The organism is Methylopila turkensis, assembly GCF_027922325.1.
GTDB classification, from domain to species: domain Bacteria; phylum Pseudomonadota; class Alphaproteobacteria; order Rhizobiales; family Methylopilaceae; genus Methylopila; species Methylopila turkensis.
In genome coordinates this window covers 1,003,501-1,018,490 of record NZ_BSFL01000001.1, presented here as the reverse complement: position 1 = coordinate 1,018,490, position 14,990 = coordinate 1,003,501, and the positions used below count along the sequence as shown (strand labels likewise).

The 14,990-nt window shown below is 69.1% G+C and carries 14 protein-coding genes; 6 read left to right on the top strand and 8 right to left on the bottom strand.

Annotated elements, in window-relative coordinates; genetic code table 11:
• Window positions 1–137: 137 nt before the first annotated feature.
• Window positions 138–665 carry a (R)-specific enoyl-CoA hydratase RipB/Ich gene (gene ripB / locus PKE78_RS04805; protein WP_204948573.1) on the bottom strand — a complete coding sequence of 176 codons (528 nt, stop codon included), beginning with the start codon at window positions 663–665 and terminating at the stop codon, window positions 138–140.
• Window positions 666–734: 69 nt separating this feature from the next.
• Window positions 735–1,712 carry a tripartite tricarboxylate transporter substrate-binding protein gene (locus tag PKE78_RS04800; RefSeq protein ID WP_428981225.1) on the bottom strand — a complete coding sequence of 326 codons (978 nt, stop codon included), beginning with the start codon at window positions 1,710–1,712 and terminating at the stop codon, window positions 735–737.
• 145 nt (window positions 1,713–1,857) lie between these two features.
• Here PKE78_RS04800 and PKE78_RS04795 point away from each other — a divergent pair, with 145 nt between their 5' ends.
• From PKE78_RS04795 to PKE78_RS04785, 3 genes are all read left to right on the top strand, one after another.
• Window positions 1,858–2,796 carry a LysR substrate-binding domain-containing protein gene (locus PKE78_RS04795; RefSeq protein WP_271199687.1) on the top strand — a complete coding sequence of 313 codons (939 nt, stop codon included), beginning with the start codon at window positions 1,858–1,860 and terminating at the stop codon, window positions 2,794–2,796.
• Window positions 2,797–2,899: 103 nt separating this feature from the next.
• Window positions 2,900–4,063, top strand: coding sequence for an acyl-CoA dehydrogenase family protein (locus PKE78_RS04790; protein WP_271199686.1), 1,164 nt, complete (start codon window positions 2,900–2,902; stop codon window positions 4,061–4,063).
• 13 nt (window positions 4,064–4,076) lie between these two features.
• Entirely contained in the window at window positions 4,077–5,225 is a 1,149-nt protein-coding gene (locus tag PKE78_RS04785) for a CaiB/BaiF CoA transferase family protein (protein WP_271199685.1), read from the top strand.
• Here PKE78_RS04785 and PKE78_RS04780 read toward each other — a convergent pair.
• A complete protein-coding gene (locus tag PKE78_RS04780) occupies window positions 5,209–6,420 on the bottom strand; it encodes a YeeE/YedE family protein (protein ID WP_271199684.1) in 1,212 nt (403 codons plus the stop codon). The genes PKE78_RS04785 and PKE78_RS04780 overlap by 17 nt on opposite strands.
• 219 nt (window positions 6,421–6,639) lie before the next feature.
• Entirely contained in the window at window positions 6,640–7,563 is a 924-nt protein-coding gene (locus tag PKE78_RS04775; RefSeq protein ID WP_271199683.1) for a sulfurtransferase, read from the bottom strand.
• Window positions 7,564–8,153: 590 nt separating this feature from the next.
• Between PKE78_RS04775 and PKE78_RS04770 the strand changes: the two genes are divergently transcribed.
• Window positions 8,154–8,342, top strand: a complete 189-nt coding sequence (locus PKE78_RS04770; protein WP_271199682.1) for a hypothetical protein — start codon at window positions 8,154–8,156, stop codon at window positions 8,340–8,342.
• Window positions 8,343–8,346: 4 nt separating this feature from the next.
• Here the strand turns inward: PKE78_RS04770 and PKE78_RS04765 are convergent, their stop codons facing one another.
• The 4 genes from PKE78_RS04765 to PKE78_RS04750 all read right to left on the bottom strand — a co-directional run bounded on the left by PKE78_RS04765 (window position 8,347) and on the right by PKE78_RS04750 (window position 11,575).
• The gene (locus PKE78_RS04765) at window positions 8,347–8,625 is read right to left on the bottom strand and encodes a MoaD/ThiS family protein (RefSeq protein ID WP_428981224.1); all 279 of its coding nucleotides are present in this window, start codon (window positions 8,623–8,625) and stop codon (window positions 8,347–8,349) included.
• Between the two features lie 2 nt (window positions 8,626–8,627).
• The gene (locus tag PKE78_RS04760; RefSeq protein ID WP_271199681.1) at window positions 8,628–9,710 is read right to left on the bottom strand and encodes a WD40/YVTN/BNR-like repeat-containing protein; all 1,083 of its coding nucleotides are present in this window, start codon (window positions 9,708–9,710) and stop codon (window positions 8,628–8,630) included.
• A 15-nt stretch (window positions 9,711–9,725) separates the two neighbouring features.
• A complete protein-coding gene (locus PKE78_RS04755) occupies window positions 9,726–10,145 on the bottom strand; it encodes a VOC family protein (RefSeq protein ID WP_271199680.1) in 420 nt (139 codons plus the stop codon).
• Window positions 10,146–10,246: 101 nt separating this feature from the next.
• Complete coding sequence (locus PKE78_RS04750) at window positions 10,247–11,575, bottom strand: MFS transporter (RefSeq protein ID WP_428981223.1); 1,329 nt, start codon at window positions 11,573–11,575, stop codon at window positions 10,247–10,249.
• Window positions 11,576–11,828: 253 nt separating this feature from the next.
• Between PKE78_RS04750 and cyoA the strand changes: the two genes are divergently transcribed.
• Window positions 11,829–12,971, top strand: coding sequence for a ubiquinol oxidase subunit II (gene cyoA, locus PKE78_RS04745; RefSeq protein ID WP_271199679.1), 1,143 nt, complete (start codon window positions 11,829–11,831; stop codon window positions 12,969–12,971).
• Between the two features lie 13 nt (window positions 12,972–12,984).
• A complete protein-coding gene (cyoB, locus tag PKE78_RS04740; protein ID WP_271199678.1) occupies window positions 12,985–14,988 on the top strand; it encodes a cytochrome o ubiquinol oxidase subunit I in 2,004 nt (667 codons plus the stop codon).
• Window positions 14,989–14,990: the final 2 nt, after the last annotated feature.

Genomic DNA, 14,990 nt, shown 5'->3' with positions numbered 1-14,990 from the left:
TCCGGGCATCCATCTCTTAGCCCGAAGAATCGATCGTCGGGTCTAGTCCGGCGATGGCGGCCGTCTCAGACAGGCGTTCGAGACTAGCCGAAGCGACAGCCCTCGGGCAGGCGCGGGCGGTTTCCGTTCTGACGCCGTCAGTAGTTTGCGGCCTCTTCCGGCGACTGGCCGCGACGGTAGACCAGCATGGTCCGCTCGAAGCTCATCACCTCGGCGCCGTCCTGGTTCACGCCGCGGGTGAGCACCGTGACAATGCCCTGATGCGGTCGGCTCTTGGACTCGCGCTTCGAAAGCACCGTGCTCTCGGCGTAGAGCGTGTCGCCGGCGAAGACCGGAGCGGTCGCCTTGACCTTATCCCAGCCGAGATTGGCGACCACCTTCGCGCTCACGGTGCGCACGCTCATCCCCGTGAGCAGCGCCAGGGTGAAGGTCGAGTCCACCAGCAGCTTCTTCCACTCGGTCTTGTCGGCGTAGGCGGCGTCGAAGTGGACCTGCTGCGTGTTCATGGTCAGCAGCGTGAACCACACGTTGTCGACGTCGAGCAGCGTCCGGCCCGGCCGGTGCTCGTAGACGTCGCCGGGCTCGAAATCCTCGAAGTAGAGGCCCGAGGTCTCGCGAAAGCGGCGCTCGCCGACGATCTTGTAGGCGGGAAGGCTGTCGGTCATGGGGGTCGGCTCTCCGGGTGTCGCGCCCCCCCCCCGCACGCGACGCGGCGGGGCGCCTGGCAAGTACGATCAGTCGGCGTATTCGCCGGCGGCCTTGATGATCGGCGCCCAGCGGTCGATCTCAGCGAAGTACTTCGCCTTCAGCCCCTCGGGCGTCGCTTCCGCGTCGGACACCGGAGCCGTGCCGAGTTCGGCGAAGCGCCTCACGGTCTCCGGATCGTGGAGCGCCGCTTTCAGAGCGGCGTTGAGCTTGTCGATCACCGGCGCGGGCGTCCCGGCGGGGACGTACATGCCGTGCCAGACGCCGACCTCGAAGCCCTTGAGGCCCAGTTCGGCGGCGGTTGGCACGTCCGGCAGCACGGGGATGCGTTCGGCGGTCGCGGTGGCGTAGGCCTTCACCTTGTGGGTCTTCACCGGGCCGGTCGCGCCGGTGGTCTGGTCGCACAGCAGGTCGACCTGGCCGCCGATGGTGTCCGTCATCGCGGGGCCGGTACCCTTGTAGGGCACGGTCGTCAGCTTAACGCCCGTCAGCTGCATGAACAGCATGCCGCAGATGTGGCTGACGGCGCCGGGGCCGGCGTTCGCGAGCGAGACCTTGTCCTTGTTGTCCTTGATGTAGGCGAGCAGCGCCTTGAAGTCGGCCGGCTCGAAGTTCGGCCGGCTCACCAGCAGCATCGGGACCGTCGTCACCTGCCCGACGAAGCCGAAGGCGGTCTTGGGATCATAGGCGAGCTTGCGGTAGAGCGTGGCGCTGGTGGTGATGCCCATGTGGTGCAGCAGGATCGTCTGCCCGTCGGGCGTCGCGCGTGCGAGCCGGCCGGACGCCAGCGTGCCGCCGGCCCCCGTCGCGTTCTCGACCAGCACCGGCTGTCCGAGCTCCTTCTCCATCACCCGCGCGACGAGCCGCGCCACCACGTCCGTGGGCCCGCCGGCGGCGAACGGCACCAGCATCGTGACCGGTCCCTTGGGGAAGTCCTGCGCCGACACCAGCGCGACTGTCGAAACGAAAGCGAGGGCCGCCGCAGCGGCGAGGCGCCTGAAGACCATTCCCATCCTCCCATCGGCCCTGTTTCGGACCTGTCACGGGCGCCGATCGAGCGGCGCCTCGATCTCAAGAGGTAGCGGAGGGCATGACCATCGAGAAATGTTATATCGCGAACTCAGCTTTAGCATTCGGCGATAGGTCCGGGACATGGACGTCCACCAGCTCAAAACACTGATCCACGTGGCTGAGCTTGGCAGCCTGAGCAAGGCGGCGGACCGGCTGCGCATCGCCCAGCCTGCGCTCAGCCGGCAGATCCGCATGCTGGAGCAGGAGATCGGCCAGCCGCTGTTCGAACGCCACGGCCGCGGCATGCAGATCACCGACATCGGGCGCGACGTGCTGGCCCACGCGACCCGCATCATGGCCGAACTCGACGCCATCCGCGCCACGACCTCGGGAGGCGGCTCGTCCTATCGCGGCGCGGTCACCATCGGCATGACCTCCACCGTCGCCGAGATCGCGACCGTGCCGGTCGCCGCGCGGGTCAAGCGCGAGCATCCCCAGCTCGCCATCCGCTTCGCGTCCGCCTTCTCCGGGCATGTGCTGGATTGGCTGCAGCGCGGCGAGGTCGACATCGGCATCTCCTACGACCCGCAGCCCATGCGCTCGCTGCGAATCCGCCCGGTGATGACGGAAAGCCTGCTTCTGGTCGGCGCGGGTGCGGAAGGGCTCGACCGGAGCGAGGCGGTCGCCTTTGCGAGCCTCGCGGGGCGGGACTTGGTGCTGCCGAGCCCACGTCACGGCCTGCGGGCCATCGTCGACGATTGCGCGCGCAAGGCCGGGATCGCGCTGACGGCCAGCGTCGAGGCGGACTCCTTCGGCGGAATGATCGCGCTGGTGCGCGGCGGCTTCGGGCCCACCATCCTGCCGCTCGCGCCGATCTACGCGCAGGTCGAGCGCGGCGAGCTTTCCGCCGCTCCGCTCGTGGATCCAGCGCCCACCCGCCGCGTCGTACTGGCGTTCCCCGCGGACCGTCCGGTCAGCCCCGCCGCCCGCTTCGTCGGCGACGCCTTCATGGAGATCGCGGCGGACCTCGTCGGGCGGGGCGTCTGGCTCGGCCACAAGCTCGCGCCCGACCGAGCCTGACGCGAGCTAGATCAGAACGCGATACCTCAAAGCCACGATTGCTATTTGTGGGCATGGCTCCGCGCCGCTAACGCTTCCCGACATCAAGGGAGCACCGCACGCCATGACGACAGCCGCCCGCGAGACCTATGAGGACATCCGCGAGAGCGTCGCCAAGCTCTGCACGCAGTTCCCGGGCGAGTATTGGCGCGACCTCGACCGCGAGATGGCGTACCCCTCCGCCTTCGTCGAGGCGCTGACCGAAGCCGGCTATCTCTCCGTGCTCATTCCGGAGGAATACGGCGGCGTCGGGCTGCCGCTCTCCGCGGCGGCGGCGGTGCTTGAGGAAGTCCAGCTTCAGGGCTGCAACGGCGCGGCCTGCCACGCCCAGATGTACATCATGGGCGCGCTGCTCCGGCACGGGAGCGACGCGCAGAAGGCCAAGTACCTGCCCGGTATCGCCTCCGGCGCGCTTCGCCTGCAGGCGTTCGGCGTGACGGAGCCGACGAGCGGCACCGACACCTCCTCGATCAAGACCTTCGCGCGCCGGGATGGCGACCATTACGTCGTCAACGGCCAGAAGATCTGGACCAGCCGCGCCGAGCACTCCGACCTGATGCTTCTGCTCGCCCGCACCACGCCGAAGGAGCAGGCGGCGAAGCGCACGGACGGGCTGTCCGTTTTCGTGGTGGATATGGCGGAGGCGAAGCAGGCCGGCATGACCATCCGGCCGATCCGCACCATGATGAACCACGCGACCACCGAGGTGTTCTTCGACGACGTCCGCGTGCCGGCCGAGAACCTCGTCGGCGAGGAGGGCAAGGGCTTCCGCTACATCCTCTCCGGCATGAACGCCGAACGCATCCTGATCGCCGCCGAGTGCATCGGCGACGCCAAGTGGTTCATCCGGAAGGCGACGGCCTACGCGCGGGAGCGGAGCGTCTTCGGCCGGCCGATCGGCCAGAACCAGGGCGTCCAGTTCCCGATCGCCAAGGCCTACGCCGCCATGCGCGCGGCGGAGCTGATGGTGCGCGAAGCCGCCGAAAAGTTCGAGGCTGGGCTCGATTGCGGCCCGGAGGCGAACATGGCGAAGATGCTGGCCGCCGACGCCTCCTGGGAGGCGGCGAACGCCTGCGTGCAGACGCACGGCGGTTTCGCCTTCGCGGAGGAGTATGACGTCGAGCGCAAGTTCCGGGAGACGCGGCTCTATCAGGTGGCGCCGATCTCGACCAACCTCGTGCTGTCCTATCTCGCCGAGCATGTGCTCGGCCTGCCGCGATCCTACTGAAAGGCCGCTGCCGATGTCCCGTCCCCTCGAAGGCCTGCTGGTCGTGGCGCTGGAGCAGGCGGTCGCCGCGCCCATGTGCACCATGCGGCTCGCCGACGCCGGGGCGCGGGTGATCAAGCTCGAGCGGCCCGACGGCGACACCGCCCGCCACTACGACCGCAGCGTCCGGGGGATGAGCGCCTATTTCGCCTGGCTCAACCGCGGCAAGGAGAGCGCGGCGCTCGACCTGAAGTCGCCGGACGACCTCGCCGTGGCCCATGTGCTGGTCGCGAAGGCCGACGTGTTCGTCCAGAACCTCGCCCCCGGCGCCAGCGTCCGGCTCGGACTCGGGGCCAAGGATCTCGTCAATAAGTATCCCAGGCTTATCGCGCTCGATATCGTCGGCTACCGGCAGTCGACGCCGGCGAGGGCGCTCAGGGCCTACGACATGCTGGTGCAGGCGGAGAGCGGCATTTGCAGCGTCACCGGCACGCCCGAGGAGGCGGTGAAGGTCGGTGTCTCGATCGCCGACATCGGCACCGGCATGAACGCCCACGCCGCCGTCTGCCAGGCGCTCTACGAGCGCGAGCGCACCGGCCGCGGAAAGGCGATCGAGATCGCGATGTTCGACAGCATGGCGGAATGGATGGCGGTGCCGTTCCTGCACTACGAGCATCAGGGCCGCGTCACGCCCCGCACCGGCCTGAGCCACGCGTCGATCTTCCCCTATCACGTCGCGAACTGCCGGGACGGCGGCGTCGTCATCGTGGTGCAGAGCCCGCCGGAATGGCTGCGGTTCTGCGCGGGCGTGATGGGGCGGCCGGAGCTCGCGGCCGATCCCCGCTTCGCCGACAATCCGGCCCGCGTCGAGAACCGCGACGCGCTGATCGCGATCATCGACGAGGTCTTCGGGCAGGCCACGCGCGCGGAGATGATCGCGCGGCTCGAGGCGCATCAGCTTGCCTGGGCCAAGGTCTCCGACGTCGCCGACATGGCCGCGCATCCCGCGCTCACCCGCATGACCGCCACGCTCGCGAACGGCGAGAGCTTCGACCTGCCGACGTCGCCGCTCACCGCCGCCACGACCTGCGGCTGCCCGCCGGCGCTCGGCGCGCACACCGACGCGATCCGCGCCGAGGTCGCCGCGACGTTGAACGCCGGCCGGATCAGGCGGCCGGCCTGAGCCGCGCGCCGACGGCGTCCGTGACGACGACGCCGAGGGTGACGAAGACGAGGAACGCCCAGCCCGAGACCGCGCCGGCGTGGACGCCGGACAGCAGCACGCCGACGGTGCAGCCGAGCGCCGTCATCGCGCCCCAACCCATCAGCAGGCCGCCGATCAGTCCGCGCGCGACCTGGGCTCCGGTCGGGACCGCGGGCCGGAAGCGTCCCGCGACCAGCGCCGCCGCGAAGCTCGTCAGGACGAGCCCGACGACGAACAGGCCGTTCTCGGAGAGCAGCGTCTCCTTCACGGCCGTCGCGCAGCCGCGCAGTCCGTCGAGCCCGTGCAGGGTCGCGGGCAGCAGCCCGGCGAGCCCCGCGGCGGTGCGGGCCGCGCTGCCGAGCTCCGCCGTGACGCCGAGCGGGGCGACGCGCAGATAGGCGAGCGTCGCGATCGCCCCCACCAAGAGGCCGCTGGGCAGGAACGGCCAACGCTCCACGAACACGGCCCGCGCGGCGCTTCGGAGCGTCAACGGCTCCCGTGGTTCGGCCGCGCCGGGGCGGCCGCGCGCGAGCGCCAGCGCCGCCAGCAGTCCGAGGACGAGCAGCGTCAGCGCCAGCCAGCCGGGATAACCGATCAGCGCCGGCAGCCAGACCGCCGGCGCTTCGGCGACGCTCGCGAGATAGATCGGGTTCCAGGTCAGGAAGCCGATCACGAAGCCGCCGACCGCGCCCGCGAGCGCGAAGGGCGAGGTCGGCGAGCCTTCGCCGAGCCGGTAGAGATGCGCCGACAGGCACGAGCCCGACACCGCCATGCCGACGCCGAAGACGAAGGCGGCGAGGCCGAGCGCCGGCCCGACCGGACCCACATGGGCGGTCGGCGGCAGCCGGCCCCCGAACGGGTTCGGCAGCCAGGCGCCGAACACCGCGGCGTAGCCGACCGCGCCGGCGGCGAGCGCGACGAGGATCGCGAGCACGCCGCGGGGATCGCCCTCGCGCAGCAGATCGCGGAGATTGCAGAGGAAGCAGAACCGGCCGCGCTGGAGAGCGATTCCGAACGCGGCGCCCGCGAGCAGCGCGAAGGACTGCCGCGCGCCGACGGCCCCCGGCGTTTGCCCCAACACATAGGCCCACGCGGCGACGCCCGCGAGCACGACGGCGGCGAGGGCGATGCGCGTAGGGGAGAAATGATCGGCGTCGAGCGATGGGGGCGTCATGACGGCTTCGGATGTGAAAACAGCGCTGGCCGGCGGTCATTCGACCGCCGGCCAGCAACGCATTTGCATGATCAGGCGCGCTCGTCATCCCGGCCGAGCGAAGCGAGAGCCGGGATCGCGCCCAGACAAGATCGCCTCCTGCGGACGACGATCCCGGCTCGGCGCCGACGCGCCGTCCGGGATGACGCCTGTTGGACGCCAGCCCGGAGCTTCAGAGGCTTACTTGCCCTGCCAGACGGTGCCGGCGACGTTCGCGACGGGCACGCCGACCGCGTTGCCGTACTCGGTCCAGGAGCCGTCGTAGTTCCGGACGTCGTAGCCCAGCACCTTCGCGAGCACGAACCAGGTGTGGCTGGAGCGCTCGCCGATGCGGCAATAGACGATCACCGGCTTGGAGCCGTCAACGCCGGCCTCGGCATAGAGCTTCTTGAGCTCCTCCGTCGGCTTGATGGTCCCGTCCGCGCTGACCGCCTTGGACCACGGCACGTTCTTAGCGTTCGGCACGTGGCCGGCGCGGACCGCGGTCTCCTTCGAGCCTTCCGGCGCGAAGATCTTGCCCGAGAACTCGTCCGGCGAGCGGATGTCCAGCAGCGTGACGCTCTTGTCGCCCTCGGCCACCTTCAGCACGTCGCCGAGGCGCGCGCGGACCTTGGTGTTCAGCTGGCCGATCTCGATCGAGCCCTTGGCGGCTTCCGGCGTCGCGGTGTCGAGCGGCAGGCCCTTGGCCTCCCAGACCTTGCGGCCGCCGTCGAGCAGCTTCACCCGGTCGCCAAGCCCGTACGCCTCGAGCACCCAGGCGCCCCAGGCGGCGAACCAGTTGTTGTTGTCGCCGTAGAGGACGATTGTGGTGTCCTTGTCGACGCCGGCGGCCGACAGCAGCTTCTGCAGGTTCTCGGCGGAAGCGATGTCGCGCTTGACCGGATCGACCAGCTCGGTGTGCCAGCGGATGTTGGTCGCGCCCGGCACATGGCCGCGCTCATAGACGCCGGGGTCGACGCTGACCTCGAACACCTTCACCTTCGGGTTCTTGAGGTTGTCGGCGACCCAGTCGGCGGACACCAGCGGGCCGCCCTCCGCGGCCGCCGCGAAGCCGCCGAGCGCCAGCGCGAACCCAAGGCCCGCAATCCCCGTAATCGCCTTCATCGTCGGCCTCCTGAGCCGTTCGTAAAACCGAACGGCATTGATCCCGACGCTCTCGCGATCGTCAATATACTCAATCAGTCGACTTAATTGACATTCGTGTGATGATCGCGTTCCGGTGTGCGCCTCGGCCGGCCCCGAAGGCCGGCGGCCGCGATTGAAGGGCTGTTCCATGAAACGCACGCTTGCGGCGCTTCGCGCCGCCCTGATCGCCGTCGGACGGCTCCGCCGACGCGCGTGCGGCGTCCGATCAGGATAAAAATACAAATTCCATAGAATAAATAAAATAATTCTTGACCCCGCATCCGCCGCGACGCATGTTGGGGTCGTTCTCCGGTTCGACCGAACAGGAGCGCGGGTTTTGACCGAGCAGCTTGCCCCGCGTCACCAAACGCTAAAGCGCCACGTTGCGTGCCGAGCGCTCGTGGTCTCCACGAGGTTCGTCATGAAGGTCCCCTCGACGTCCTTCCTCTCCCGACTTGGACCCCGGCGTCGCGTCGCGACCGGACGATGTCGGCCCTGACAGGCCGCCGTCGGCCCGGCGCAATCGGTGCCGGGTCCTTTTTCGTCAGGTTGTCCGGAGGAGCGTCGCCATGAGCGCAGCGTTCGTCATTGAAGTTCGTGGCCTGCAGGCCGGTCTCGTGGTCCGCCAGGAGAGCGGCGGATTCCGTTTCTTTGCGGCCGTCGCGGAGGCGTTCTCGCTCGAGGGACAGGTGTTCCGCTCGGCGGCGCACGCCGGCCGCGCCGTGCGCTCGGCGCTCGACGCGCCGCGGGCGCGCTGAGGCATCAGCCGCCGCTGATCGCGGTCAGGATGTAGACGTCGGCGCCGGGCTTGAGCGGCGTCGCGAGAGTCGCCCGGCGGCCTTCGACGAAGACGTTGATGTGCCGCCGCACCGCCGGCGTCGAGTCGCAGATGCGGTCGCGCATGCCGGGCCAGCGGGCGTCGAGTTCGTCGACGAGCTCCTGCACGCTCGACGCGACGATCTCCACCCGCCGTTCGGCGCCCGGAAACAGGGCGTCGAACAGCGGCGGAAGGCGCACCAGCGCGGGAGCGGCGGCGGCCACGGTCAGTCCTCCACCACATAGGTTTCGACCGACGAGATCGTCGGCAGATGCTCGGCGATGCGCGTCCAGGTCGCGCCCTCGTCGCGGCTGGCGTAGAGCTCGCCGGAGCCGGTCCCGAAATAGACGCCCGCAGGGTCATGCCGGTCGGTCGCCATCGCCTGCCGCAGCACGTTGAAATAGGCGTTCCGCTGCGGCAACCCCTCGCGATGGGCGGTCCAGGTCGCGCCGCCGTCGCCGGTGGACCAGATCGCGGCCTTGGCGTCCGGCATGAAGCGGCCGGCGATGTCGCCGTTCAGCGGCGAGAGGTAGAACCGCTCAGGGTCGCGCGGATGGGCGGCGACGGGAAAGCCGAAGCTCGAGGGCAGCCCGCGCTCCACGCTGGTCCAGCTCACGCCGCCGTCGTCGCTGCGGTACATGCCGCAGTGGTTCTGCTGATAGAGCCGGTTCGGCCGGCCGGGCGCCATCACCACGCAGTGCACGCACTGGCCGTGGTCGGGGTAGTTCTGGCCTTCGGGCAGGAAGTCGGCGCGGGTGCCGCGGTTGCGCGGGCTCCAGGTGGCGCCGCCGTCCGCGGTGTGGAACACGCCGGCGGCGGAGACGCCGACCCAGACCTGATTGGGGTCGTCCGGATGCAGCACCAGCGAATGCAGGATGAGGCCCGCGCCGCCCGCGGTCCACTCCGGGCGCGAGGGCGTCTCCTGCAGCCCCGCCACATGGGCGAAGCTCGCGCCGCCATCCTCGCTGACGAACAGGCCCGCCGGATCGACGCCGGCGTAGAGCCGGCCGTGGCCGGCGGCGAGGCTCCACGCCGCCTTGATCGGCTCCTCGCCGGCGGCGTAGGCGAGGCCGCGGCTCGAATGGCTCCAGCTCGCGCCGAGGTCGTCCGAGCGCCAGATCGCTGGGCCGAACCATTCGTTGCCGCCGGCGGCGTGGATCACGCCGGTCGCCGGATCGACGATCGCGTGGTTGATCGGCCACATCTCGCAGAACGGCCCCTTCAGCTCCCAGTCGCGGCGGTCCGCGTCGCTCTCCAGCAGGAACAGGCCCTTTTTCGTTCCGACGAGGAGGATGGTCTTCGCGCCCATGGCGTGCTCCTCCCCTCAGGCCGCGCCGGGCACGACGACCATCCACGGCACGCCGAAGCGGTCCGTGACCATGCCGAAGCAGGGCGAGAAGAAGGTCGGGCCAAGCGGCATCTGGATCTGGCCGCCCTCGGCGAGCGCGTCATAGAAGCGCCGGGCCTCGTCCGCGCCGGCGGCGGAGAGCGAGACCGAGAAGCCGCGGAACGCCTCGCATTCCGGGCCGCAGCCGTCCGACATCATCAACTCGCCGTCGCCGATCTTGAGCGTCGCGTGCAGCACGCCGCCCGCGCCGATCTTCGGGAGCATGCTCTCGGGAACGGGGTCAGGGGCGTCGCCGTAACGCAGGAACATAAGGCGCTCGGCCCCGAGCGCCTGCTCGTAGAACGCGATCGCCTCTTCGCAACGGCTGTCGAAGAACAGGTAGGGCTTGATGGTCATGGCGGCTTCCTCCGTTGGTCGTCCTCGTCAAGGACGTCCGACCGAGGCGCGGCCCGACAGGCGCCGCCGGATTCTTTTCGGAAGCGGCGCCGCCTCCTGCGTCAGTCGTTCATCACGAGCTGACGGTTGATCGCGAGCGAGGCCATGCTGCAGAGCGCGCCCGAGAGCAGATAGACTCCGACGAAGGCGAGATCGAGCTTCGACGCCACGGTGAGCGCCACGAGCGGGGCGAAGCCCGCGCCGATCAGCCAGGCCAGGTCGGCGGTGAGCGCCGCGCCGGTGTAGCGATACCGCGACGAGAAGTTCGAGGTGAGCGCGCCGGACGACTGGCCGAAGGTCAGGCCGAGCAGGCCGAAGCCGATCAGGATGAAGGCCGTCTCGCCCGCGAGGCCGCCGCCGAGCAGGAACGGCGTCAGCACGCTGAACACCGCGATCAGTCCGGCGCAGACGCCGAGCAGGGTGCGGCGGCCGATGCGGTCGGCGATGACGCCCGACGCGACGATGCCGATGACGCCGACGACCGCCCCGAGCATCTCGATCAGCAGGAAGTGCCGCGCCGGCAGATCGGTGAACAGCGTCACCCAGGACAGCGGGAAGATCGTGACGAGATGGAACAGCGCGAAGCTCGCGAGCGGCGCGAAGGCGCCGATCAGCACGTTGCGGCCTTCCTTCCACAGCAGCTCGAGCACGGGCACGGGCTCGAGCTCGCGGGTCGACAGGAGCTGCGAATAGGCCTCGCTCAGCACCAGCCGCAGCCGCGCGAACAGCGCCACGACGTTGACGGCGAAGGCCACGAAGAACGGGTAGCGCCAGCCCCAGGACAGGAAGTCCTCCTCGGACAGCGTCGCCGTGAAATAGGCGAACAGGCCGGCGGCGAGCAGGAAGCCGAACGGCGCGCCGAGCTGCGGCATCATCGCGTACCAGCCGCGCTTGCCCGCCGGAGAGTTGAGCGACAGCAGCGAGGCGAGGCCGTCCCAGGCGCCGGCCAGCGCCAGCCCCTGGCCGATGCGGGCCGCGGCCAGCAGCCAGACCGCGGCGACGCCGATCGTGACGTGGCCCGGCAGGAAGGCGATCGAGGCGGTCGAGCCGCCGAGCAGGAACAGCGCGATCGTCAGCTTCACGCCGCGGCCGTAGACGCGGCCGATGGTCATGAAGATCAGCGAGCCGAACGGCCGCGCGACGAAAGCGAGCGAGAAGATCGCGAAGGAGTAGAGCGTCGCCGTCAGCCGGTCGACGTCCGGGAACAGCAGCGCCGGGAACACCAGCACGGAGGCGATGCCGTAAACGAAGAAGTCGAAGAACTCGGACGTGCGGCCGATGACCACGGCGAGGGCGATCTCGCCGGGCGTCACCTTGGCGTGGCCGGCGGCGCTTTCGCGGCCGTGGCGCTCGAGTTCGGCGGTCGCTTCCATCACGCTATCGTGGCTCATCGGCTCCAACGCTTGTCAAGGCCGCCTTGCGGCTCCGCGCCCCCGGCGGCGCTCGTCCGCCCCGGTTCCGTCCGGCGTCTCGCGACGCGCTCGCCCGACGGTTCGGCGCAGGTCGCGACCGTTCCGACGATCGCCGTGTCTAGCGGCATCGGCGCCCGCAGGCCGATAGGACAAAGCGTCCAATGTCCCGCGCCGCCGGGCGGGCTTAACCCGGCCCCATCAAGTTCCGATCCGAGACACGGACAGCCGGCCCTTGCGCACGCTCAGAACACTCGCCGTCCTCCCGCTTCTTCTGCTCCTCGCCGGCTGCGACATGGTCGTGATGTCGCCCTCCGGCGACATCGCCGCGCAGCAGCGCGACCTGATCGTGATCTCGACCCTTCTGATGCTGCTGATCATCGTGCCGGTGATCGCGCTGACGCTCCTGTTCGCCTGGCGCTACCGCGCCTCGAACAAGGAGGCGACCTACGATCCGGACTGGCACCACTCGACGCAGCTCGAGGTGGTCATCTGGGCCGCGCCGCTCGTCATCATCATCGCGCTCGGCGCGATCACCTGGACCAGCACGCATCTGCTCGACCCGTACCGTCCGCTGGGTCGGATCGACGAGAACCGTCCGCTGTCGGAGGGCGTGAAGCCGCTCGAGGTCCGGGCCGTCGCGCTCGACTGGAAGTGGCTGTTCATCTACCCCGACCTCGGCGTCGCGACCGTCAACGAGCTCGCCGCCCCGGTCGACACCCCGATCAACTTCCGCATCACCTCGTCCACGGTGATGAACTCGTTCTTCATCCCGGCGCTCGCGGGCCAGATCTACGCCATGGCGGGGATGGAGACGAAGCTCCACGCCGTCATCAACAAGCCCGGCGTCTATGACGGCTTCTCCGCGAACTACAGCGGCGCCGGTTTCTCCGACATGCGCTTCAAGTTCCACGGCGTCGATCAGGCGGGCTTCGACGCCTGGGTCGCGAAGGCCAGGGAGAGCGGGCAGACGCTCGACCGCGCCGGCTACCTCGAGCTCGAGAAGCCAAGCGTGCGCGAGCCGGTGAAGCTCTACGCCAATGTCGAGAACGAGCTGTTCGACGCCATCCTCAACATGTGCGTCGACACCCAGAAGATGTGCATGAAGGACATGATGCGCATCGACGCACAGGGCGGCATGGGCAAGGCCGGGCTCGGCAATGTGTTCGCCCTGCAATACGACAAGCCGCGCACCCGCGGCGGACACACGGCCCCGCCGAAGCGCTTCATCGCGGCGGTGTGCACGCCGGAGGCGCCGCGCGACGGCGAGACCGTCGAGCGCGTGACGCCGCGGCCCGACGGCCGCCGCGCGTCCGCCGCCGGCCTCCCGGCTGCGCAGACCGCCATGGCGCCCGGCGCCGCCGTTCTTCCGGAATGACAGAGTAGCTTCGATGACACCGAGCCCGGTTGAAGAGAGCGTCCTGTTCGGGCGCCTGTCGCTGAACGCGCTGCCGCTGCATGAGCCGATCCTGGTGGCGACCTTCGCGGCCGTCGCGATCGGTGGCGTCGCCGTGATCGGCGCGCTGACCTACCACCGTCTCTGGGGCTGGCTCTGGCGGGAGTGGCTGACCTCGATCGACCACAAGAAGATCGGGATCATGTATGTGATCCTCGGCCTCGTGATGCTCCTGCGCGGCTTCGCCGACGCCATCATGATGCGCCTTCAGCAGGCGATCGCCTTCGGCGGCTCCGAGGGCTACCTGCCGCCGCACCACTACGACCAGATCTTCACCGCCCACGGCGTGATCATGATCTTCTTCGTGGCGATGCCGCTGATCACCGGCTTCATGAACTACATCGTGCCGCTGCAGATCGGCGCGCGCGACGTGGCGTTCCCGTTCCTGAACAATTTCTCGTTCTGGATGACGACCAGCGGCGCCGTGCTCGTGATGGCGTCGCTGTTCGTGGGCGAGTTCGCCGCGACCGGCTGGCTCGCCTATCCGCCTCTGTCGGGCATCGCCTACAGCCCGGGCGTCGGCGTCGACTACTACATCTGGGCGCTGCAGATCGCGGGCGTCGGCACGCTGCTGTCGGGCGTGAACCTGATCGCGACCATCGTGAAGATGCGCGCGCCCGGCATGAGCATGATGCGCCTGCCGGTGTTCACGTGGACGGCGCTGTGCTCGAACGTGCTCATCGTCGCCTCCTTCCCCGTCCTGACGGCGGCGCTCGCGCTGCTGTCGCTCGACCGCTACGTCGGAACCGCGTTCTTCACGAACGACTTCGGCGGCAGCGCCATGATGTACGTGAACCTGATCTGGATCTGGGGCCACCCGGAGGTCTACATCCTGATCCTGCCGGCCTTCGGCATCTTCTCCGAAGTCGTCGCGACCTATTGCGGCAAGCGCCTGTTCGGCTACGCCTCGATGGTCTACGCGACGGTGGTCATCACCATCCTCTCGTACCTCGTCTGGCTACACCACTTCTTCACGATGGGGTCGGGCGCGAGCGTGAACTCGTTCTTCGGCATCACGACGATGATCATCTCGATCCCGACAGGCGCGAAGATCTTCAACTGGCTGTTCACGATGTACCGCGGCCGGATCAGGTTCGAACTGCCGATGATGTGGACCGTCTCCTTCATGGTGACGTTCGTGATCGGCGGCATGACCGGCGTGCTGCTCGCCGTCCCGCCGGCCGACTTCGTGCTACACAACTCGCTGTTCCTGATCGCGCACTTCCACAACGTGATCATCGGCGGCGTGCTGTTCGGCCTGTTCGCGGGCATCGCTTACTGGTTCCCGAAGGTCACCGGCTTCAAGCTCGACGAGTTCTGGGGCAGGATCTCGTTCTGGTGCTGGACGATCGGCTTCTACGTCGCGTTCATGCCGCTCTACGTGCTCGGCCTGATGGGCGTGACCCGGCGCATGAGCCGGTTCGAGGACCCGTCGCTGCAGATCTTCTTCGTGATCGCGGCCTTCGGCGCCGTGCTGATCGCGGGCGGCATCGCGTCCTTCCTGATCCAGCTCGTCGTCAGCTTCCGCAAGCGCGAGCAGCTCAAGGACACGACCGGCGATCCCTGGGACGGGCGCACGCTCGAATGGTCCACCTCGTCGCCGCCGCCGGCCTACAATTTCGCCTTCACGCCGGTGGTGCACGACCTCGACGCCTGGCACGACATGAAGAAGCGCGGCTACGTGCGGCCGACCGACGGCTTTATGCCGATCCACATGCCCAAGAACACCTGGGCCGGAATCGTGCTCTCGGGCGTCAGCCTGATCTGCGGCTTCGCGCTGGTCTGGCACATCTGGTGGCTCGCCGCCGCGAGCTTCGCGGCGCTGGTGTCGCTCGCGATCATCCACACCTTCAACTACGCCCGCGACTTCCACATTCCCGCGGCCGACGTGACCGCGACCGAAGCCGAGCGCACCAAGCTGCTCGCGGCCGGGGCCTGATC